The sequence below is a fragment of the Robiginitalea insularis genome (assembly GCF_052497835.1).
Window position 1 is genome coordinate 488686 of sequence record NZ_CP199296.1, and the last position, 22307, is coordinate 510992.

The 22307-nt window shown below is 47.8% G+C and carries 21 protein-coding genes; 6 read left to right on the plus strand and 15 right to left on the minus strand.

What is annotated here, in order from left to right:
• Positions 1-5 precede the first annotated feature (5 nt).
• The 11 genes from ACT6NV_RS02200 to mraZ all read right to left on the minus strand — a co-directional run bounded on the left by ACT6NV_RS02200 (position 6) and on the right by mraZ (position 12169).
• Positions 6-506, minus strand: a complete 501-nt coding sequence (locus tag ACT6NV_RS02200) for a cell division protein FtsQ/DivIB (RefSeq protein ID WP_445385639.1) — start codon at positions 504-506, stop codon at positions 6-8.
• Between the two features lie 208 nt (positions 507-714).
• Positions 715-2067 carry a UDP-N-acetylmuramate--L-alanine ligase gene (gene murC / locus ACT6NV_RS02205; protein ID WP_445385640.1) on the minus strand — a complete coding sequence of 451 codons (1353 nt, stop codon included), beginning with the start codon at positions 2065-2067 and terminating at the stop codon, positions 715-717.
• The gene (murG, locus tag ACT6NV_RS02210) at positions 2067-3161 is read right to left on the minus strand and encodes an undecaprenyldiphospho-muramoylpentapeptide beta-N-acetylglucosaminyltransferase (protein WP_445385641.1); all 1095 of its coding nucleotides are present in this window, start codon (positions 3159-3161) and stop codon (positions 2067-2069) included. The genes murC and murG overlap by 1 nt, the downstream gene beginning before the upstream one ends.
• Positions 3148-4344 (minus strand): FtsW/RodA/SpoVE family cell cycle protein, encoded by a 1197-nt coding sequence (locus ACT6NV_RS02215; RefSeq protein ID WP_445385642.1) that lies wholly within the window; start codon positions 4342-4344, stop codon positions 3148-3150. Before ACT6NV_RS02215 ends, murG begins: the two co-directional genes overlap by 14 nt.
• Positions 4345-4346: 2 nt before the next feature.
• Complete coding sequence (gene murD / locus ACT6NV_RS02220; RefSeq protein WP_445385643.1) at positions 4347-5735, minus strand: UDP-N-acetylmuramoyl-L-alanine--D-glutamate ligase; 1389 nt, start codon at positions 5733-5735, stop codon at positions 4347-4349.
• A gap of 1 nt (position 5736) precedes the next feature.
• Positions 5737-6957, minus strand: coding sequence for a phospho-N-acetylmuramoyl-pentapeptide-transferase (gene mraY, locus ACT6NV_RS02225; RefSeq protein WP_445385644.1), 1221 nt, complete (start codon positions 6955-6957; stop codon positions 5737-5739).
• A 43-nt stretch (positions 6958-7000) separates the two neighbouring features.
• Positions 7001-8473, minus strand: coding sequence for a UDP-N-acetylmuramoyl-L-alanyl-D-glutamate--2,6-diaminopimelate ligase (locus tag ACT6NV_RS02230; protein WP_445385645.1), 1473 nt, complete (start codon positions 8471-8473; stop codon positions 7001-7003).
• Positions 8470-10476, minus strand: a complete 2007-nt coding sequence (locus ACT6NV_RS02235) for a penicillin-binding protein (protein ID WP_445385646.1) — start codon at positions 10474-10476, stop codon at positions 8470-8472. Before ACT6NV_RS02235 ends, ACT6NV_RS02230 begins: the two co-directional genes overlap by 4 nt.
• Positions 10477-10478: 2 nt before the next feature.
• Complete coding sequence (locus ACT6NV_RS02240) at positions 10479-10796, minus strand: FtsL-like putative cell division protein (protein WP_445385647.1); 318 nt, start codon at positions 10794-10796, stop codon at positions 10479-10481.
• A 4-nt stretch (positions 10797-10800) separates the two neighbouring features.
• Complete coding sequence (rsmH, locus tag ACT6NV_RS02245; protein WP_445385648.1) at positions 10801-11727, minus strand: 16S rRNA (cytosine(1402)-N(4))-methyltransferase RsmH; 927 nt, start codon at positions 11725-11727, stop codon at positions 10801-10803.
• Positions 11705-12169 (minus strand): division/cell wall cluster transcriptional repressor MraZ, encoded by a 465-nt coding sequence (gene mraZ / locus ACT6NV_RS02250; protein ID WP_445385649.1) that lies wholly within the window; start codon positions 12167-12169, stop codon positions 11705-11707. The genes rsmH and mraZ overlap by 23 nt, the downstream gene beginning before the upstream one ends.
• A 271-nt stretch (positions 12170-12440) precedes the next feature.
• Here mraZ and ACT6NV_RS02255 point away from each other — a divergent pair, with 271 nt between their 5' ends.
• Both ACT6NV_RS02255 and yihA read left to right on the plus strand, forming a co-directional pair.
• Positions 12441-13205, plus strand: a complete 765-nt coding sequence (locus ACT6NV_RS02255) for an alpha/beta fold hydrolase (protein WP_445385650.1) — start codon at positions 12441-12443, stop codon at positions 13203-13205.
• A 35-nt stretch (positions 13206-13240) separates the two neighbouring features.
• Positions 13241-13861 carry a ribosome biogenesis GTP-binding protein YihA/YsxC gene (yihA, locus tag ACT6NV_RS02260; protein ID WP_445385651.1) on the plus strand — a complete coding sequence of 207 codons (621 nt, stop codon included), beginning with the start codon at positions 13241-13243 and terminating at the stop codon, positions 13859-13861.
• A 9-nt stretch (positions 13862-13870) separates the two neighbouring features.
• Here yihA and ACT6NV_RS02265 read toward each other — a convergent pair whose 3' ends face one another.
• Positions 13871-14242, minus strand: a complete 372-nt coding sequence (locus tag ACT6NV_RS02265) for a GTPase (RefSeq protein ID WP_445385652.1) — start codon at positions 14240-14242, stop codon at positions 13871-13873.
• A 162-nt stretch (positions 14243-14404) separates the two neighbouring features.
• On the opposite strand from ACT6NV_RS02265, the gene ACT6NV_RS02270 reads away from it, so the two are divergent.
• The 4 genes from ACT6NV_RS02270 (at position 14405) to glgP (ending at position 19608) form a co-directional block, all read left to right on the plus strand.
• The gene (locus ACT6NV_RS02270; RefSeq protein WP_445385653.1) at positions 14405-15118 is read left to right on the plus strand and encodes a pirin family protein; all 714 of its coding nucleotides are present in this window, start codon (positions 14405-14407) and stop codon (positions 15116-15118) included.
• A gap of 118 nt (positions 15119-15236) precedes the next feature.
• Positions 15237-16022, plus strand: coding sequence for a universal stress protein (locus tag ACT6NV_RS02275; protein WP_445385654.1), 786 nt, complete (start codon positions 15237-15239; stop codon positions 16020-16022).
• 10 nt (positions 16023-16032) lie between these two features.
• Positions 16033-17871, plus strand: coding sequence for an SLC13 family permease (locus tag ACT6NV_RS02280; RefSeq protein ID WP_445385655.1), 1839 nt, complete (start codon positions 16033-16035; stop codon positions 17869-17871).
• A gap of 87 nt (positions 17872-17958) precedes the next feature.
• Positions 17959-19608 (plus strand): alpha-glucan family phosphorylase, encoded by a 1650-nt coding sequence (gene glgP, locus ACT6NV_RS02285; RefSeq protein ID WP_445385656.1) that lies wholly within the window; start codon positions 17959-17961, stop codon positions 19606-19608.
• Here the strand turns inward: glgP and ACT6NV_RS02290 are convergent.
• The 3 genes from ACT6NV_RS02290 to gldB are packed head-to-tail and all read right to left on the minus strand — an operon-like array spanning position 19605 to position 22304.
• Positions 19605-20927, minus strand: a complete 1323-nt coding sequence (locus ACT6NV_RS02290) for an ATP-dependent 6-phosphofructokinase (protein WP_445385657.1) — start codon at positions 20925-20927, stop codon at positions 19605-19607. The two genes, glgP and ACT6NV_RS02290, sit on opposite strands and share 4 nt — an antisense overlap.
• 54 nt (positions 20928-20981) lie before the next feature.
• Positions 20982-21320, minus strand: coding sequence for a gliding motility protein GldC (gldC, locus tag ACT6NV_RS02295; RefSeq protein ID WP_445385658.1), 339 nt, complete (start codon positions 21318-21320; stop codon positions 20982-20984).
• A complete protein-coding gene (gene gldB / locus ACT6NV_RS02300; RefSeq protein ID WP_445385659.1) occupies positions 21321-22304 on the minus strand; it encodes a gliding motility lipoprotein GldB in 984 nt (327 codons plus the stop codon).
• Positions 22305-22307 lie beyond the last annotated feature (3 nt).

Here is a 22307-nt window from a genome sequence, read left to right on the forward strand (position 1 = left end):
ATCATTTAAATTTTAGTGCACACTACCTGATTTTCAAATTCAAGGCTCACTACCTGATAGTGCGCCAGTGTTTTGTCCTGTACGGCTTTGGCGTAAAACGCCTTAAAGTTGCTGAATTTTGCAGGCAGGTCGGTGACGTCTCCCAGCCGCACCACAAAATTCTCAAGACGAAATTTCAAGCGATAATCCGAAACAGATTCTATGTGAATTCCGATTACGTTTTTGCTCAAAAAGGGATCTTCATTAATGTATTTCAAGATCACATAGACATCCTCCAGACTTTCGCCTGTTATATTACCCGTAATGATAGGAACGCGCGCAGAATGATTTCGGGAAAGTGGCATTTTCACACCTTCGTCATCCAGATAAAACTGGGTATTTCCCGCTACGCGCCCGATTGGCTGCCTTTGCTTTATTCTGGTGTTAAGTTTACCGTCAATCGTAAGATACACCTGGGCATTTTTCACCATATCATGGGTCTGAAGGACCGATTCTATAGTATTCAAAACTACTTCTTCTTTGGGTGCATTACGGAGGGGGCCATAATTTTGTATTAACAATTTATTAACCATACTCTCGGTCATATATAAATTGTCGGAACCCTCGAAATGAACTGCTACCTCGTTTATTTTTCGTTTTGTGCTCCTGTGCTCAGAAAAAGCGTACATGCTTATTATACAGACACTTAATCCGAATAATTTTAAACTATTCCAACTAACTCGCATGGCTTAATGCATTTTTTATAGCGTTTACTTCATTTCCTATATCACCCGCTCCCATGGTTATCAGGATTTGGGGTTTGAGCCTGTTGATTTCCGAAATCAATTCGGCTTTTTCAATTAATTTTTTGTTGGGGTTGGCAATGCGGTCTATCAGCCAGGCTGAATTAATTCCCTCTATTGGTTTTTCCCTTGCCGGATAGATTTCCAAGAGAAGGATCTGGTCAAAATGACCCAGGCTTTTACCAAAAGCTTCTCCAAAATCCCTGGTCCTGGAAAACAAATGCGGTTGGAAAACAGCTAGTACTTTTTTATCGGGATGCATTTCCCGGACTGCCTGGTGAACCGCGTCTATTTCCGAAGGATGATGGGCATAGTCATCTATAAATATGAGATCGTCCGTCTTGATCTGGTATGAAAAACGGCGTTGCACCCCTTTGAAACTCCCCAAAGCATTTACCAGGCGGTCCGTCTGATCCGTAACCTGAACCGCCATGGCAAAAGCAGCTAATCCATTCATTAAATTGTGCCTCCCGGGTTTTTGAAATCGGACGGCATCAAATCGTTCTGAGGGGGTATGCAGATCAAAAAGGTAAGCTCCCGATTCTATTCTCAGATTACGGATACAGAAATCCGAATCATCTTCTATTCCATAGGTAATTCCCTGTAGAGGCAATCCCTTCGGGACTATAAGTTTCCCTCCCGCTTTAAGTTGCCCGGCAAAGGCACGGAAAGTTTCCTCAAGCGCTTCCTTAGTCCCGTAAATATCCAAATGGTCTGCATCCATGGAGGTGATACAGGCTATCTCCGGCTTCAGCCACAAAAAGGAACGATCAAATTCATCTGCCTCCACCACAGAAAATTCCGTTCCGTTCATCACAAAGTTACTTCCGAGGTCTTCCGATACCCCTCCCAGAAAAGCCATAAGGGGCAGCCCTGCCTCTTGAAGCAGGTGTGCCAGAATACAACTGGTAGTGGTTTTTCCGTGGGTCCCGGCCACAGCCATACAGCGGGTGTGATTGCTGATCATCCCCAAAACTTCCGCTCTTTTCTTAAGGGTAAAACCATTTTCCCTGAAAAACTGCAATTCTCCCAGGTCGGCAGGTATGGCAGGAGTGTAGACAACCAGCGTCCCTTCCGGCCTTGAAAACGCCCCTGGGATTCCCTTGCCCAAATCCATAAAATGGACGGGGATTCCTTCTTTTTCCAAGGCATCGGTAACCGCTCCCCGGGTTCTGTCATAGCCGCGTACGTTTTTCCCCAATCTTTTGAAATACCGGGCCAGGGCAGACATTCCTATCCCCCCTATTCCAATAAAATATACCCGTTGTATCTCGTTCATCTCCATTATTTCCCGCCCAGTAATTCAGTTATTTCATCCACTATTTGCTCTGTTGCCTTTGGCCTGGCCAGTTTTTTAATGCGTTCCCCCATTAATTGCCTTTGTTCTTTGTTCTCCCAAAGCGCTTTAAAGGAGTCTTCAAATGCTGCCTCCAATTCCGCTTCTCTTATCAGTAGGGCTGCACCTTCGGCAGCAATGGCTTCTGCATTTTTTGTTTGATGGTCTTCTGCCACATTGGGGGAAGGAATAAAGATTACCGGTTTTCCAACCAGGCTTAATTCGGATACTGATCCGGCTCCTGCCCTTGAGATTATCAGGTCTGCTGCGGCATAGGCAGCCGGCATTTCACGAATAAAATCGCATACCCGAACCTGCTTATCATCATAGTGTTTGTATTTTTCAAAATATCCTTTGCCACATTGCCAGAGCAACTGTACCCCGCATGCTTTAAAAAATTCCAGTTCCGCTTCAATCAGTTGATTGATCCGCCGGGCTCCCAGGCTTCCACCCAGTATCAGCAGGGTCTGCCGCTGTGGGTTCAGTCCGAATTGCTTCAGGGCAGCCTCCTTTTCAGGCAATGCCTGTGAAAGGTTGCCCCGAACGGGGTTTCCTGTAAAAACCAGGCTTTCTTCAGGGAAAAAGCGCTGCATTCCCTTGTAGGCCACAAATATTTTTGCAGCCCTTTTTGCCAGCCACTTATTGGTGATACCCGCATAGGAATTCTGTTCCTGAAGCACCACGGGAATTTGTCTGGCAGCCGCCATCCTGAGGGTTGGACCACTGGCGAAGCCCCCTGTTCCTATTACCAGGTGCGGTTTAAATTCCCTTATGATTTTCCTCGCCTGCATCAGACTGCTTATTAGTTTTAATGGAAAAACCAGGTTCTTCCAGCTTAGTTTTCTCTCAAGGCCGCTGATCCAGAGACCTTTTATTTTATAACCGGCCTCCGGGACCCGTTGCATTTCCATCCGGTCTTTGGCTCCCACAAAAAGGAATTCTGCTCCCGGATACCGCTTTTTCAGCTCATCAGCAATCGCAATTGCCGGATATATATGTCCTCCGGTTCCTCCCCCGGAGAGTAAAAACCTATAGTTGTCCACTTAATACTTCCAAAGGATGTTCATCATTTTTTAGCTCCATTTCAGCAGATTCCTGCTGCTTCCTGCTTGCACTTAATACAACCCCTATTGCCAGGCATGTCATCCATATGGAAGTTCCGCCACTGCTTATCAGTGGTAGGGTCTGGCCTGTTACCGGGAATAATTCAACGGCTACCGCCATATTGATCAGGGCCTGAAATACAATAGGCAGACCCACGCCCATTACCACTAACTTTCCAAAGACACTGCTGCTTGCATTGGCAACCACCACAATCCTGAATAGCAACAACAGGTAAAAGAACATCAGGCTAAAACCGCCTACCAGTCCGTATTCCTCTATAATAATGGCGTATATAAAATCTGACGAGCTCTGTGGCAGGAAATTCTTCATAACGCTTTTACCAGCCCCGTTGCCGACCAGGCCTCCGCTCGCAATGGCTATTTTCGCTTTTTCGATCTGGTAATCTCCCTCACTGTCGGTTCCGTCCCAGAAACTCTCGATCCGGCTGGCCCAGGTATCTATCCGATTGGGGAAAACCCCTGGCATCGCTTTTGCCAGTAAAATAAATAGCAAGAGTGAAACCATTCCGGCCCCCACTATACCCGAAAGATATTTTAGCGGGTAACCTCCCAGAAAACACAGTATCAGCACCATGGCGAATAAAATAGCAGCCGTGGAAAAATTTGCAGGGAGAATCAGAATAAGTACCAGGAAAACAGGGAGCCAAAGGGGTATAAGGCTTTCGGAGAAGCGAATCTTCCTGTCTTTTATCTTGCTCAGGTACCTCGCGGTATATATCATCAGGACAACGGCAGCCAGATTGGAGGTCTGGAAGGTGATCCCTACCAGAGGCAGGCGAATCCATCTGCTGGCATTAGCCCCATCTATTGTTGTACCCTGTGCCAGGGTATAAATCAAAAGCAGCAATACCACCGGTAAAGCAATGATGGAAAGCCCCTTAAAAAAATGAGTGGGTATTTTATGAACCCCGTAAATAATCCCGAATCCAAGGAACAGCAGGAGTCCGTGCTTTAGCAGGTGGCCCATGGTGGTCCCATTGCCTACCACGTAAACCAGATTGCTGCTGGCGCTGTATACCGGCAGGAATGAAAACAGGGCGAGCAGGGCGGATACCGCCCAAATCGCCTTATCTCCTTCCAGGTTTTTCAGGATTGTTTTCACTGTTATAATGATTTTACACAGGCCTTAAACTGATCCCCGCGGTCTTCGTAATTTTTAAATAAATCAAAGCTCGCACAGGCAGGAGAAAGCAGCACGGTATCTCCCCGTTCCGCAATCTTATAGGCTACCTTTACGGCTTCGGACATGGCATAGGTTTCAACAACTAGGTCCACCGCATTACCAAAGGCTTCCACAATCTTGGAATTGTCCATCCCCAGGCAGACTATGGCCTTTACTTTTTCCCGTACCAGTGGCATTAATGGCTTGTAGTCATTTCCTTTATCGATGCCTCCCACAATCCAGACCGTAGGAGTGCTCATGCTGTCCAGGGCAAAATAAGTGGCATTCACATTGGTAGCCTTGGAATCGTTGATATACTGAACATGATGGATTTTCAGCACTTTTTCCAAGCGGTGCGGGGCACCCTGAAAGGTTGCCACACTCTGGCGAATACTTTCCTTTCGAATCCCCAACAGGCGGGCAACGGTAGCTGCCGCCATGGTATTCTTCAAATTGTGACGACCCTCTAGGGCAACGCTGTCCGTTTTCATTTTCATAGTTTCGTTATCTGTAATAATTTTTATTTTATTTCCTTCAAGACTGGCTCCTGCTTCCAGTGGTTTTTCCAGGGATCCGGGCCATAACCGGGACGGGATCTGCTCTCTATTGATCCGCTCCGCGAGGATAGGGTCATCCAGGTCGTAGACCATGTGATCCGTTGGCCGCTGGTTCTCAGCAATCCGCAACTTTGCGCGGATATAGTTTTCCATCTGGTATCCGTACCGATCCAGATGGTCTTCGGTTATATTGGTGATCACCGCAATATCCGGTCTGAAACAACAGATACCATCCAGCTGAAAACTGCTGATCTCCAGCACATAGCAGGCATGCTTTTCAGTAGCCACTACCCGGGCAAAACTATCCCCGATATTCCCTGCCAGTGCTACATCCAGGCCCCCTTCCTTTAAAAGGTGATAGGTAAGCATGGCAGTAGTGGTTTTTCCGTTGCTCCCTGTAATACCAATGAGTTTCGCATCGGTAAACCAGGAGGCAAATTCAATTTCGGATATTACGGGTATCCCTTTTTGCCGAAGCTGCACCACCAGGGGAACCGTATCTGGTATCCCCGGGCTTTTCACGCACAGGTCTGCCTCCAGAATACGCCCAACAGAGTGGCCGTTTTCTTCCCACTGTATTCCAGTCTTTGTAAGAACGTCTTTATACTTTGTTGCTACTTCGCCTTTGTCCGAGACAAAAACTTCGTATCCTTTTTTTTTCCCCAATAGGGCCGCACCTGCACCACTTTCTCCTGCTCCCAGTACTACCAGCCGGCCTCCTGCTTTCCACTGGGCTACCAGCTCTGGTCTGCACCGCATATCCCCAGTCTCCATTTTAGCGCACTTTTAAGGTTACAATGGTTACGATAGCCAGCAGGATTCCAACAATCCAGAAACGGGTTACGATTTTACTTTCATGGTATCCCTTCTTCTGGTAGTGGTGGTGCAATGGCGACATCAGAAATATGCGTTTTCCCTCTCCGTATTTGCGACGGGTATATTTGAAATAACTCACCTGCAGCATTACCGAAATGGATTCGGCGAAAAAGATGCCACACAGCAGGGGAATCAATAATTCTTTTCGAACGATAAGGGCGATAACCGCAATCACCCCGCCTATGGTGAGACTGCCGGTATCTCCCATAAATATTTGGGCCGGAAAGGCGTTGTACCATAGAAAACCTACCAAAGCTCCTACAAAGGCGGCTATAAAAATGACCATTTCCCCTGCACGCGGAATAAAGAATATGTCCAGGTAATCGGAGAAAATGACATTACCCGAGACCCAGGCAAATATCCCCAGGGTTAGTACGATAATCGCGGAAGTTCCGGCGGCCAGGCCGTCTACCCCATCGGTGAGGTTGGCTCCGTTGGAAACTGCGGTTACGATAAAGATTACAATGGGGATAAAAAGCAGCCAGGCGTACTTTTCGGCTCCCTCTCCAATCCAGGATACCCATCGGCTGTAATCCAGTTCATTATTTTTAAAAAAAGGAATGTTCGTTTTCAGGGACTTTACTTCCCTGCCTTCAACCTGTTCCACTTCATAAGACTGGGTAATGACCGTGGTACTCTTTTCCTTCATGGTAACCTCCGGGTGAAAATACAGTACTGCCCCGACCATCAGGCCCAGGACTACCTGGCCCAGGACTTTGAAGCGACCTTTGAGACCTTGTTTGTTCTTCCTGAAAATCTTGATATAATCATCAATAAACCCAATGGTCCCCATCCATAGTGTAGTGATAATCAGCAGGATTATATAGATGTTGTCCAACCGGGCAAAAAGCAGGGTGGGGATAAGCGTTGATAAGATGATGATAATGCCCCCCATGGTCGGGGTTCCTGTTTTTTCCTTCTGACCTTCCAGCCCAAGGTCCCGGACGGTCTCGCCAATTTGCTTGCGCCGGAGAAACAGGATAATGCGTTTTCCATAGACGGTTGCCAGGACAAGCGATAACAGCACTGACATGGCTGCCCGGAAAGTCAGGAACTGGAACAGACTCGCACCGGGAAACTGGTATTGCTTTTCCAGATATTCAAATAAGTAATACAACATTTTGTCTCTCTTATTCCTTGTTTATATATCTCCTTTTATCCCTTCAGACTTTTTCCGAAGACTGGCTGTCCAGAATACCTTTTACAATTTTGAAATCATCAAAATCCCTGCGCTCTCCCATTATCTCCTGATAGGTCTCGTGTCCCTTCCCGGCTACCAGAATAATATCATCGGGCCGGGCCAGTTTACAGGCGGTGCGAATGGCCTGTTCCCGATCCACTATGGAAAGCACTTTTTTTGTGTGCTGTGGTTCAACTCCAGCCTCCATATCCCGGATAATACCCTCAGCAGACTCCGTCCTCGGATTGTCTGAGGTGAAAATGGCGGTGTTGCTCAATTCGGTTGCGATATGCCCCATTACCGGACGCTTAGACTTGTCACGATCACCACCACACCCCACTACGGTGATGACGTTTTCATTTCCAGTCCTCAATGCACTGATTGTAACCAGTACATTTTTTAAGGCGTCCGGCGTATGGGCATAATCAACAATAGCTGTTATGCGTTGTTTTGAGATAAAATACTGAAAGCGGCCATCCACGGTTTGCAGGCTGCTGATCCCTTTCAGGATCTCTAATTTTTCAAGCCCCAGTAAACGGGCGGTGGCGTAGATAGCCAGTATATTGTAAGCGTTAAATTCCCCGATCAGTTTGGTCCAGACCTCCTGGTCCTCAATCTTCAGCAGTTGTCCGTCCAGCTGCTGTTCCATGATCTGGGCCCTGTAATCGGCATAGGTTTTCAGGGCGTAGGTATATTTTTTGGCAGCCGTATTTTGCAGCATAACCAGGCCGTTCTTATCATCTGTATTGACCAGTGCAAAAGCCTGCTTATGAAGCCCGTCAAAAAGCAATTTTTTGGTATCCCTGTAATTCGCAAAACTCCCATGGTAGTCCAGGTGGTCATGGGTCAGGTTTGTAAATACGGCCCCCGTAAATTCCAACCCAAGGCTTCTTTTCTGAGCTAGCCCGTGGGAACTCACTTCCATAAAACAATACTCCACCCCGGCCTCGTTCATTTTTGCGAGATACTTATTGATTGTCAGGGAATCTGGGGTAGTGTGCCGGGTTTGGTAAGACTGCTTGTCCACCATGATGCGGATTGTAGAGATAAGGCCTACCTTATATCCTGCTTTTTGAAACAACTGATATAAAAGACTGCAAACCGTGGTCTTTCCATTGGTACCCGTAACGCCAACCAGTTTGAGGTTTCGCGACGGCTTATTGTAAAAATTGGAAGCCATTATGGCCAGGGCTTCCTGGGCATCGGCCACTTCCACATAGGTTATCCCGTCTTCCAGGGTATCCGGAAGCTCTTCACAAATGATAGCCATGGCCCCTGATGCAATTGCCTGTCCGATAAAACGGTGTCCGTCAGAAATGGTACCCCGAATAGCCACAAAAACATCTCCATTACCTGCTTCTCTGGAGTCAAAACATATCCCGCCTACCGGGATAGCGGTTTGCCCGCTTACCGCCCGAAGGGAAACTCCAAACAAAAGGTCTTTCAATGGTCTCATGAGAGCTCCAGTATTATTTTCTTTACTTTTTTCAGGGCGGTTCCTTTCCCTACAGATTGTTTTTTCACTTTCCCATTTCCCCTTATTTCTACTTCGATCCCAAGGTTTTCAAGGATGGAAACCGCATCCATCCCACTCATTCCCCGTAAATCAGGAATGGCCTTGATATCGTCCCGGGAAACCTCAAAATAGGCCTCATAGTCCTGGCTTATATTGCCCTCTTCGATTTCGGTTGTTGCCAAATGCTCTACCATGGGCCGGTTAGCTAAAATTTTCTGCGCCACCGATTTGAAGACCGGTCCGGAAACATCGGCTCCGTAATAGCCCACGCTTTTATCCGGTTCATGGATCACTACAATACAGGAATATTCAGGCTTTTCTGCCGGGAAGTAGCCCGCAAATGTGGAGATGTACCCAAGCTTATCCGGGTCTTTTGAAGCGTAATTTTTCTGGGCGGTCCCGGTTTTCCCGGCCATCGAGAAATTGGGAGAATACAGGCGGTGGCCTGTACCGTGCTGCTCACTGACAACATTTCGCAGCAACGCCTGCACCTTGCTTACCGTTTGAGGGGAACAAATAGCAGGGTTCAGCACCTCTTTTTCAAAATGTTCAACGGTCTGGTCCCACTCCCGCACTTCTTTAATCAACCTGGGCCTCAGCAATTCGCCATTGTTGGCAATTGCATTATAGAAGGCCAGTGTCTGCAAAGGCGTAAGGGACACCTCATATCCGTGAGACATCCAGGCCAGAGAAATACCAGACCAGCCTTTGTCCCCGGGGCTTCGCAATACCGGCTTCCCTTCACCCTTTATGGGCATCCCCAGTTCTTTGTGAAGACCCATCTGCATCAGGCGGTTTACAAATTGCTGTGGGCGATCCTTGTAATTTTCATGGATGATTTTGGCAAAAGCTGTATTGGAGGACACCTCAAAGGCCCTTCCGACACTTATTTTCCCATATCCGCCGTGTTTGGAATCCCTCACTACCCGATCGTATATTTTCCAGCGCCCCTTTTCGGTATCCACTACGGTGCTGGTATCTACCAGCCCGTCTTCAAGGGCGGCAATTAAAGACATCAGCTTAAAGGTGGAGCCCGGTTCGTGCGATTCGCCAATGGCATAGTTCAGGCGTTCGTAATAGGTCCCTTCACTGGTGCGACCCAGGTTGCTGATCGCCTTGATCTCCCCGGTACTGCTCTCCATAACAATCACGGTCCCGTGTTCGGCCTTATAATGTTCCAGCTGCTTTAACAAGGCATGGTGGGCAATGTCCTGTATGTTGATATCTATAGTGGATATAACATCGTAACCGTCCTTGGGTTCAATAATATTATCCAGTCCGATAGGTTTCCATTGCCCTTTGGCAATCTTTTGTTTGAGCCGTTTGCCTTCAACCCCCCTTAAATAACTCCCGAAGGCACCTTCCAGACCTACCCGGGTGGCGTACCCTTCCTGGTCGAAACGTTCATAGCCCACGCTGCGTTCGGCAATCTTTCCCAGGGGGTGCTCCCGAACCGTGCGCTGCTCCACAATCATACCTCCTTTGTAGGGGCCTTTTTCAAAAAGCGGGAATTCCTTAACTGCCGTAAATGATGAATAATCCAGGTCTCGGGCTACCAGGGTATATCTGTTTTTGTTGATCCGCGCCTTTCTGAAGAGTCGCTCGTAATGGTCCGGGCTCTTATCCAGCAACTGGGCCAGGGACCTGGACAAGGGACCCACCCCTGCTTCAAAATCCTCTTCAGATACGGTCATAGCGTCAAAACGAATGGTATACCTGGAAACGGAAGTAGCCAGCAAACTCCCGTCATCGGAATAGAGGTTTCCGCGGTTTGGGGCAATGGTGAACATTTTTTCCGTCCGCTGCAGGGCCAGTTCGCGGTATTTATCCCCGTCCACAGTCTGTATATTGACAAGTTTAAACATCACCGCAACTGCAAAGAAGAACAGGCTTCCTGCAACTATATATAAACGGATCATGATGTTCTTTGGGGTGACGGCCATGTTTATTTATTTGCGGCTACAATTATTTTCCTTGGGGGTGTTTCCGCCGGAAGCAATCCGGCCTGCGCAACGGCTTCACGGATTGCAGATTCCAGTTTCAGGCGCTGTGCCTGTGAGCGTATCTCCACAAACTCACTCCTGAGCTGCTTTACTTCTTCACTAAGGGCGGCAATCTGATGCACTTTTCGGTCTGCTGCGTGCGAACTGGCAATCATTACGGTTGCCAGCAGGGAGAAAAACACGATAAGCATCCAATTGCGCGTGGCATCCCCGCTAACCAGGAAGGTCCCTTTCAAAATGGCTACTAATCCTTTTTTCATCTTTCTATTTGTCCTTTTTAATTACTTCTATCCGCTCGGCAATCCGAAGCTTGGCTGAACGCGATCTGGGATTGCGTTCTATTTCCTCAGGTGACGGAGTAATGAGCTTTCCGATACTCTTAAAAGGAGCCAGCGGATTGCCGTAAAAATCCTTTTCCACTTCCCCTTCAAATTTCCCGCTTCGCATATATCGCTTCACCAGCCGGTCTTCCAGGGAATGATAGCTGATCAAACTAAGCCTTCCTCCGATCCTCAATAACTGCTCGGCCTGCTGCAATAGTTCTTTCAGTGCCGGTAATTCCTGGTTTACTTCCATTCGAATCGCCTGGTATACCTGAGCAAGCCCTTTGAATTCCTTTCCCTTCTGCAGGTAATCCATGATTACTTCATTCAATTCAACCGTGCTTTCTATCGGGCGCTTGTCTCGCGCCCTTACGATTGCCCCTGCCATAGGACCTGCTTTGCGCAGTTCCCCGTATTCAGATAAAATCCTGCGCAAATCTTCAAAAGAATAGGAGTTTACCACTTCCCTGGCAGAAAGGGCATCTTTCCGTCGCATCCGCATATCCAGGGCCCCTTCGAAACGCGTGGAAAAACCACGCTCGGGCTGATCAAACTGGTGGGAAGACACTCCCAGGTCAGCCAATATTCCATCTACCTTCAAAATGCCATAGAACTTCAAAAACCGCTTTATAAACCGGAAGTTTTCTTCGATCAGCAAAAACCGATCGTCATCCGGTTGGTTGGCCCGGGCATCCTCATCCTGATCAAATGCGATCAGCCTGCCCCCGGGGCCCAGTTGTTTCAAAATTTCCCTGCTGTGTCCGCCACCTCCGAAGGTGACATCCACATAAACGCCGTCCTGGCGGATATTGAGCCCTGCTACGGACTCCTTTAAAAGGACGGGGCTATGATAATTCATCCCCGTCATCGCCCATCACCTCTTCTGCCAGATCGGCAAAGTCTACTGCTGTCTCTTCCAGCACTTCTTCATAGCTATCCTTATCCCATATCTCGACAATGTTGATGGCAGAACTGAGCACTACCTCCTTTTCTATACCGGCAACCGACATCAGGTTTTTTGGGATCAGCAAACGACCCGTTCCATCAATTTCAACCATCTTTACGCCGGCTGTGAACCGGCGGATAAAATCATTGTTTTTTTTGCGGAATCGATTCTTTTTGTGCATTTGCTGCATCAGCTGGTTCCATTCTGCCATTGGATATAATTCCAGGCAGGAACGGAAAACCGAACGCTTGATCACAAAACCATCTTTGAGGATAGGGACCATTTGGTTCTTGAGGGCCACAGGGATCATGATACGCCCCTTGGTATCGGCCTTACATTCATATGTCCCAATGAAACTAATCACAAAAAAAGCTGGTTGATTCTATTTATAAACTCAAATATATAGAAATTATTACCACAATTTACCACAAATTACCACTTTGTTGATAAAATGCTGCTCTTCACCAGTTAAATTGCCTTATAATTATTGGGCCTGTATGGGTTTGAAAGGTGGGAAGAAGTATTCCACAACCCCCAAAAAAGTAATTTATTCAGCCTGCATCAGTTAATTGAGATCTCTTAGGGTATTGGGTGGAATTACCTATATTTGCCAACTGATAAGCAGTATTACCTGTATGGAAGAGCATATCGTTACCGACGGAAAGTACCGGTATATAGAGAAAGGAGAGGGCACGCCCATGATCATCCTTCATGGATTAATGGGCGGATTGAGCAATTTTCAAGGGGTCACCAATTACTTCCCGGAAAAGGGTTATAAAGTACTGGTGCCGGAATTGCCCATTTACGATATGCCTCTGATCAAAACCAATGTCAAGAACTTTGCCAAATACCTGGAGGGTTTTATCGAATACAAGGGTTTTAAAGATGTTATTCTGCTTGGAAATTCGCTGGGGGGGCACATAGGTCTGCTACACACCAAACTATATCCCAAAATGGTACGGGCCCTTGTTATTACAGGCAGTTCAGGTCTGTATGAAAGTGCAATGGGGGACGGCTATCCCAAAAGGGGGGATTATGATTTCATAAAGAAAAAAGCCCAGGATGTTTTCTACGATCCGGAAGTGGCGACCAAGGAAATTGTGGATGAGGTTTTCGCCACGGTTAACGACCGTATGAAACTGGTAAAAACCCTGGCTATTGCCAAGAGTGCCATCCGACATAATATGTCCAAGGATCTGCCAAAAATGAAAACGCCTACCTGTATTATCTGGGGTGAGAACGATTCGGTGACCCCTCCGAAGGTAGCCAAGGAATTTCATGAATTATTGCCGGATTCCGATCTGTTCTGGATTCCAAAGTGCGGACATGCCCCAATGATGGAGCACCCCAACGATTTTAACAGCATCCTGGCTGCCTGGCTCGAAAAGCGGAAATTTTAAGCGTCACCGTTTCCTGCGGGTGACTACCTCATAGCATGAAAATAAAATCAGCTGAATTCATTACCAGCAACACCGATGTTTCGCGTTGCCCTTCCGAGCCCATCCCGGAATACGCCTTTATCGGGCGGTCGAATGTGGGGAAGTCTTCCCTTATCAATATGCTGACCGAACGCAAACATCTGGCGAAAATATCAGGCAGACCGGGCAAGACCCAGCTTATCAATCATTTTAAGATCAATAATAACTGGTATTTGGTAGACCTGCCGGGTTATGGGTATGCCAAGGTTTCCAAAAAGGATAAAAAAGAGTTTCAGGCCCTTATCCAAAAATATTTTACCAAAAGACAACAATTGATTTCTGCCTTTGTCCTGATCGACATCCGGCATAATCCTCAGCCAATAGATCTGGATTTTATGGCATGGCTGGTCGGCAAGGAGATTCCTTTCAGCATTGTTTTTACCAAGGCCGACAAACTCAAACCAAAAGCCCGTGAACATCAGGTGGAAAACTATCTGCAGGCGATGCTTGAGGAAGGCTGGCAAGCTGCCCCTCCTTATTTTATTACCTCCTCCTCCCACAGGTTGGGCAGGGAGGAACTGTTGACTTACATCGATTCGGTTAACGAGGCCTTCCGTCAGTCGCGGCCCAATGGGTAGCAACAGAACTTAGCTCTGGATTTTCGCCCGCAGGGACCGGATCAGCTCCTCAATATCTTTAAAGGAATTCAAAAGTTCCGGCCCCATAAGCAACTCGGCCTTACCCTGCCCTAAATGGTAAATTGCCGGCAGCTCCCGGGGCGCAGCAAGGCCTTCTGGTCCCTTTTGAGGCCATTCGTCCCGGTGGAGAAAGCGGACCGGCAAATCGAGTTCATCGATAAAATCCTGCCAGACTTTTCGGCTGCCGAAGGCCCCATGGGTGAGGCGGCAAAGACTACAGCTGTAGGTTTCCGGGCGTATCCATTTATGAAGGCTGTCCCAAAGGGCGTTTCCCCATCCTGAATCGGCATTGTAAATAAAGAGTAGTTCAGAAGATTTCATTATCCAGAAGATATACCCGCATTAATCAGTAGATAAGATAGTCATATCCTTACAGCTTACCAGGAGCCGCCGGAATAATTTCAATCCAGGCTTTAACCTTTCCTTAAAACCCAAAAGGGGCATTGTTTTGTATTTTCGTCAGGCCTTAAAAACGCTGAGGGTATGAAAAAAGAACTTCACCCTGCCACCTCCAGAGGGCGTGCAGACCACGGATGGCTGAAAAGCCATCACAGTTTCAGTTTTGCAAACTACTATAACCCGGAACGGATGCATTTTGGAGTGCTCCGGGTACTTAATGATGACTGGGTAGCCCCCGGCATGGGTTTTGGGACCCACCCCCACCAGAATATGGAAATCATTTCCATACCGCTTGAAGGGAACCTGGAGCACAAGGACAGCATGGGGAATACGGCTGTCATCAGACAGGGTGACGTACAGGTTATGAGTGCTGGTACAGGAGTACGCCACAGCGAATACAACAAGAACAGAGAAAAGGCAGTGGCTTTCCTCCAGATTTGGATCATCCCGGATACCGCTAATGTTAGCCCGCGATACGACCAGATAAGCCTGGACCCAAGCGACCTGAAAAACAATTGGCATACCCTGCTGGGGCCCAAAGACAAACATTCCGGATTGTGGATTCATCAGCAGGCCTGGTTCCATTTGGGGCAATTTGATGCGGATACGGAACATAGCTATTCGATAAGGGAATCCGGAAACGGCCTGTATGTTTTCGTTTTGAATGGAAATGTTCAGGTAGGCGGGGAACAACTCGGGAAACGTGATGCCCTGGGAATTTGGGAAACTTCCGAGGTTCTTTTTCAATTCGGTGAAAAAAGTGAGGTTTTACTGATGGAAGTACCCATGAGTAATTAAGTGATTTGCAATTGTTCAAATGGATTCATCCGGTTATTATATAAAGAATTAAGGCTTTTGACTGTGATTTTAAAGTTCTAGGATGTAGTTTTATGGGATGAATACTTAAATGCATTCCATGGAACGAATCGCTTCTATCCTAATTCCCTACAATTTTTCGGAACCCTCTGAAAAAGCACTGCAATACGCTTTTGAATTTGCCGGCAGGCACAGCAGCATGCACCTAAAAATCTGTTTTATCGGGGCCGATGAGAAACACCCGGATTTCGAGTTAGCCTTTACCGACATCAAAGCCTCTTTAAACAAGGCCTTTGTGGCTAAGCTCAGCTGGACCTCCCTTCCGGAACCCACCGTAGAGGCATTATTGCAGAAACAGCTGGAATTGAAAAGCGATCTCGTTATTATGGGCACTTCGGGCTCTGATGATCCCACGGCCACAACCCATACTTCCCAAATGGTATTGGAGGCAACCTGTCCTGTTCTGGTAATCCCGGGGGAAATAACGGAAGAATTCAGGCTTAAAAAGATAGCGCTGATCCTCGGCCAGAGAGAAATTGACGATAAGCGAGACCTGGCAACCCTCCTGGATGTCTGCCGGAAGTTTAATGCCGTGGTACACGTTCTTACAGTAGCCGGGCATGAAGGTGGCTACGGATACTCGGAGGAAGAAGAAACCAATGAGGAATTACTGGAATACTATCTGGAATCTTTTTACTCCAACCACGTATTTATCGAAAAAGATGATGTAGTGGCTGCCATTTTTGACTATGTTGAAGAACATGAAATGGATATAATCGCTATTTTCCCCAACAACCATACCCTCAAAGGAACCCCTTCTGAAGGCAGGCTTACCCGTATTCTGAGCCTGCAGTCCAAAACCCCGTTGCTGGCCATAGAAAACTAACCCCTGGCTTATGACGGTATTACTCCTCATCCTGGGCGGTACGATCCTGCTTTTTATTTGGGGCAAATGGCCCCCCGATGTAGTGGCCCTGATGGCCATGTTGTCATTATTTTTCAGTGGGATCCTGAATCTTGAGGAAACCCTTAGTGGGTTCAGCAACCCAACCGTTATCATGATTGCAGCCCTCTTTATCCTGGGCGAGGCGCTTTCCAGAACCGGATGGACTGCCCTGGCAGGACAGCTTTTTGTTTCCTGGGCCCGGAATAAGGTGAGGCGATTGCTGCTGATTGTCAGTGCCGGATCCAGCATCCTATCTGGTTTTGTAAGCAATACGGGTACAGTAGCCGCTTTATTGCCGGTAACAGTGGCAGCTGCCTGGAGTGCAGGGACCTTTCCCTCTAAACTGCTGATGCCACTGGCTTTTGGCTCCAATACCGGGGGATTGCTCACCCTGACCGGTACCCCTCCCAATATCATTGTGAGTAACGCTTTGCTGCAGGAAGGCCTGCCGGGCTTCTCCTTCTTCGAGTTTTCCCTTATCGGCCTGCCCCTGCTGATCATTTCACTGCTGTATTTCCGCTTTGTGGGGTTTCGCCTGTTACCGCAGCGGGAAACACGTAATAAGCCCGTTAATATTGATGCGGAGATGCACAGCTGGATCTCCGGTTACAGTATCGGCAACGATGTGTACCGACTCAGGATACGCTCTATGTCTCCCATGCTCAATACTACCCTTGGGCAATGGAAACTGGAAGGGAATTACGGGATTTCGGTCTTACGCCTGAGAAGGCGGCATCCCAAACTTACGGAACAAGCCTCCAGTTATGTGGAATTCCCAAAAAATGACACCGAACTGAGATATCACGACATTATTACGGTAAAGGGCAGTGCTGAGTCGGTAGATCGCCTTATTCTGGAATGTAAACTGGGGCTGATTCCACAGGAGTTCGATAAGGAAGAACTTAAAAAAGAATTTATTAACCAGGAGGTGGGAATGGCTCAAATCCTGATTTCTCCCAAATCTGATTTTGTGGGACGTACCCTGTCGATGGGAACCTACCTGGGCAATTACGGAATACAACTGCTTGGGGCTTCCCGGAATAACAAACCGCTTACAGACCACCAGATTAATGTTAAGGCAGGAGATGCTTTTATCATAAGGGGTTCCTGGGAAAATATGGAAAACCTTAAAAAGACCTACCGGAATATCGTAATTACCGGCAGCCCTGAAGCCATGTCTAAAGAAGTTACGCAACTAACCGCCAGGTCTTATATTGCCCTGGGCAGTCTGCTGCTGCTGATTTTATTGCTGGTATTCAACTGGCTCCCCGGAGCCATAGCTGCCCTGCTTTGTGCCGGCCTGGTTTTGCTCACGGGTTGTATCCCTATTTCCAAAGCGTATAACCGCATTAGCTGGGGTAGCGTAATTATGATCGCTGCCATGATCCCCATGGGCCTGGCGCTACAGAAAACAGGGCTGGCGGCAGCAACCGCCAATTCCCTGGTAACATACCTGGGTAACTGGCACCCTACCCTGCTGCTGGGGGGTATCTTTATCCTGACTACCGCCTTCAGCCAAACCATCAACAACTCTGCAACGGCAGTGTTGATGGCGCCAATAGCGTTGATGGCTGCACAGTCCCTGGGGCTGGATCCGAAACCCTTTATGATTGCCGTTGCGGTAAGCGCCTCCACGGCATTCCTGACGCCTGTTGGGACTACTACGAATGCCATGGTAATTTCGGCGGGCGGATATAGCTTTACAGACTACTTTAAAGTGGGTTTTCCCCTTTTGATCCTTTTCCTGCTGACCACCCTGCTGCTGGTTCCAATCATATGGACCTATTAACTGGTATTTTTACCGAGTAGCAATTAAAAACCAATATGCCGAACATATTAATCCGTATTTTCGGGACCTTATAATGCACACCAACAGATGAATATCGCTTCAAAATACGGTAGCTGGTACCATCCCTACCGCCCCGCAAAAAAATACAGTAAAAGGGTAGCCTATTTCAGTATGGAATTTGGGATACACCAGGGCCTGAAAATATACTCCGGTGGTCTGGGTTTTTTGGCCGGCTCACATATGCGGTCTGCTTATGATCTGCGTCAGAATATGATTGGAATCGGGATGCTTTGGAAGTACGGCTATTATGACCAATTCCGATATTCCGACCAGACCCTGAGGGTAGACTGGATTGAAAAGCAATACAGTTTTCTAGAAGACAGCGGCCTGGATATCCGGGTAAGGATAAATGACAATCCGGATATCCGGGTAAAGGCATATGTACTCAAGCCTGAAATTTTCGGGACCGTCCCAATCTATCTGTTGAGTACGGACCTGCCGGAAAACGACTATTTGTCCCGCACCATTACGGACAAACTGTATGACTCCAATGAGGAGACCCGAATTTCCCAGAATATTGTGCTGGGTATTGGAGGGGCCAAGGTGGTTGAAGCCCTGGGTGGAGCAGACATCTATCATCTGAACGAAGGACATGCGCTTCCGGCTTTTTACTACCTGAAGAATAAGGGGGTTTCCTCTTCCCAAATGGTCTTTACAACTCATACTCCTGAAGCCGGCGGGAATATGGTGCGTAACGGAGAAAATCTGAACAACAGAGGTTTTTTTGCGAGGACTTTGAACCATCAGGAATTACAACAAGAGTGCATCGATGGAAACCTCAACTATACAGTAGCTGGCCTGCGGGCTGTAAAAAAGGCCAATGCGGTTTCCAAATTACATGCCAGGGTGGCCAGGGAAATGTGGCGCCCCTATGGCCTGGACCACAAGATATTCCCAATAACCAATGCGCAGCATCCCGGTTTCTGGACAGATAAACCCCTGAGGGCTGCCTTTGAGAAAAAGCAGTCAAAGGCTTATTGGAAACGTAAAGAAACCCTTAAGAAAGAGTTATTTGAAGTAGTACTGGACCAGACCGGAAAACTATTTGACCCCAAAGTCCTGACCATAGTCTGGGCACGCCGATTTGCGGGTTACAAAAGAGCAGACCTGCTCCTCAGGGATTTTGAACGCTTTAGAAGACTTCTGGACAGACCGGATCAACCCCTGCAAATAATCTGGGCCGGAAAACCCTATCCGGAAGATTACCACGCCATCAATACATTTAACCAGCTGGTAGAAATCAGCCGGGAATTTCCAAACCTTGCGGTATTGACAGGCTATGAAATGGCCTTATCAGCCCTTTTGAAAAAGGGATCCGATGTTTGGCTGAATACCCCGAGAATTACAAGGGAAGCCTCAGGAACCAGTGGGATGACAGCTGCCATGAATGGCTCCGTTAACCTGTCGGTAAACGACGGGTGGATACCCGAGTTTGCCAGGCATGGTGAAAATGCCTTTGTGCTCCCCGAGGCAGATCACAACCAACCTCACAGTGTACAGGACGAGCGGGACAGCCAGGAATTATACCGTATTCTGGAAACAGAGGTAGTTCCAATCTATTATGAAAGCCCCGATCAATGGTTGCAAATCGTATTTAATGCTATGCAGGAAGTAGATCCTGCTTTCTCCAGCCATCGCATGGCTGAGGATTATTACCAGCAGCTTTTTCAGTCTTAGCCGATACGATAGGGTTGCCCGGTGCTTTGCAGCGCCGCAAACCAGAATTCGCCTTCCAGATCGATCTTTTTGCGTTGGTTGACCACCGTGTCTATCGGAAGGTATACCAGTTTATTGTGCAGCAATCCGACAACAAAACGCGTTTTGCCAGCCATCGCGCCATGAACGGCCTGATAAGCCAGTCTGTTGCAGAAAACACTGTCACTGGCATTGGCAGGAGCAGAGCGAATGATATAGCTGGGGTCTATATATTTGATGGTATGTTCTGTATTGCGTGATTCAAAATAGGATGATATCCGCTCTTTTAACAAGATACCGATATCCCTGTGTTTGATGTTCCCTGAGGCATCCTTCACCGATGAGCCTTCTTCAAAAAGGTGCTGGCCGGCTCCCTCAGCCACAACGATTACCGCATGGTGTTTTTGCGCAAGGCGCTTTTCCAGCAATTCTAAGAACCCGTTTTCCCCTTCGAGGGTAAAAGGCATCTCGGGGATAAGTACAAAATTGACCACAGGCATGGACATAGCGGCTGAAGCTGCTATAAAACCACTGTCCCTCCCCATGAGCTTTACAATCGCTATCCCGTTAAAGGCACCGGTAGCCTCGTTGTGGGCGTCACGAATAATCGGGGAAGCCACATCGAATGAAGTTTCAAAACCAAATGACTTATCGATCAGGTCAATATCATTGTCTATGGTTTTGGGAATTCCGATAACTGATATATTCAATCCCCGGCGGCCGATCTCTTTCCCGATGGCATCTGCCCCTTTCAGAGTACCGTCCCCTCCTATGGTAAAGAGCATATCTATTTTATGGGAAACCAAATAATCTACCATCTCCCCTACATCCTGGGCACCCCTGGACGATCCGAGGATGGTGCCGCCAAACTGGTGGATATCCCTTACTACATCAGGGGTAAGGTGATGGACCGGATGCGGGCAGTCCATCGTAAGACCTTCGTATCCGTAGGGAATACCATAAATGGTTTTTACTCCATAGAAATAATGGAGGCCCATGACCAGGCTGCGGATCACATTATTGATTCCAGGGCACAAGCCCCCGCAGGTAACAATGGCAGCGCGGGACTTTCCGGGTTCAAAAAATATATTTTGCCTGGGCCCGGCTTTTTCAAGGGCAAGCGGATATTTTTTCTGGTTCAGACAACGTGTGAATTCCCCAATGGAAGTGTCGAAAAGGATTTTTTCTGCCTCATCCACAAAATTGAATAACATATCGCCTTCCCTGCTGCCCAGGTGAAGCGGGGACGTTCTCTCCGGTTTTCCCAGTTGCGCTATGCTGAAAGGGTTATCTGAATTCATAAATAGTCTGTTTAGAAGTTAGCGGGACAGGCTTGGAATTTCCGTTCAGGCCCCTTAATCCCCTTTAAGTTCAAGCTTTTCTGCGAAATAATCGCAAAAATCTTTCATGGTCGCCGTCATCTTTTCGTCCTGAGTAGCTTTCATAAAGGTATCTGACAGGGCTACAAGGGTCTGGTGGAAAAATATTTTCATCTCCTCAACGGGCATGTCCTTGGTCCAGAGGTCAATCTTCAGGGATTCCCGGTTCTTACTGTCCCAGACTGAAAGCAACATTGCTTTGGCTTCCTCGTCCGAGATGCCCCCGTCTTCAGCCGACCAGTTCAGTTTTTCAGGTACCCGGTTTTCATCCAGGGTCACTTTCAGGGTAATTTCAGAAGTATGTGTTTTAGCCATTTATTTAGGGGGTTTGTAATTTGAATTCTTAAAAAGTTCCTCCCCGCTGAGCCTCAGCATTTTTTCCAGGGGAACCTCGTTTGCTTCCATATAGGACCGAACGATCTGCCAGCCCATATAGCGACCCAGCCTGCCCGGGGATTCATTGTCCAGCAACAATCGGAATTTACTGAAGGGCGCAGGGTCCAGAAAGCGGGGCGCCAGTTCCCGGTCTGTATTGTAGAGCAGTTCGCGCTCTATAAAATAGCGCCAGATTTGTCCTTCGTTATCCCGGGCCCATTGCAGTTCCGCATCCTCGTAGCCTATCTTTACAGCATCTGATGCAAGGGGGAGCAGCAGGTCCTTCAGGTACAGTATTTTCCCGTAATAAATCATTTGGGCAATAAAACTACGCTCTGCCGGAAAGGGAACCCGACGCCTGGCAAATGCTGAAGCCACATCGCTGCTCAGGTAACGGGGATCCAGTTCTTTGGCGATATAGCGATCCATATTGGCATAAAACCTGTGATCGGCTCCCAGGTAGTTATCCAGGCCAATAAGTAACAGGCTGTCTGTAAGGATCACCCGGTTCTGGTAGTCCACATCGTTGGTGAGGGTGGTTATTTCCGGCAGGCTTTCATCGGGAAAATAATAACGGAGATGTTTAAAGAGCAACTCCAGTTCTGCCGTTAGCGGTTTGAAATTGGAGAAGGCTTGCCGGACCTCTGCCCGGATTTCTCTTTGCAGGCTGTCCCTGTGTTTTGCCAACCAGATACTATCCGGGTACTGCTCAGGGAAAAGGTAAGGGTAATTGGCTTTCAGGACAGGCAGCTCTTCTGTCTCCATCTGGTCAAAGGCCACATCAAAGCGGTTGAGCCTGATTTCCACAGGGGTGTTTAATACCGCATCTGAAACCTGCTTCCCGTTTTCCTCACAACCTGCTGAAAGCACATAAATAAAAAGCAGTATCAGGGGTTTGCAGTCAAAATCAACTAATCTTCTCAAGGT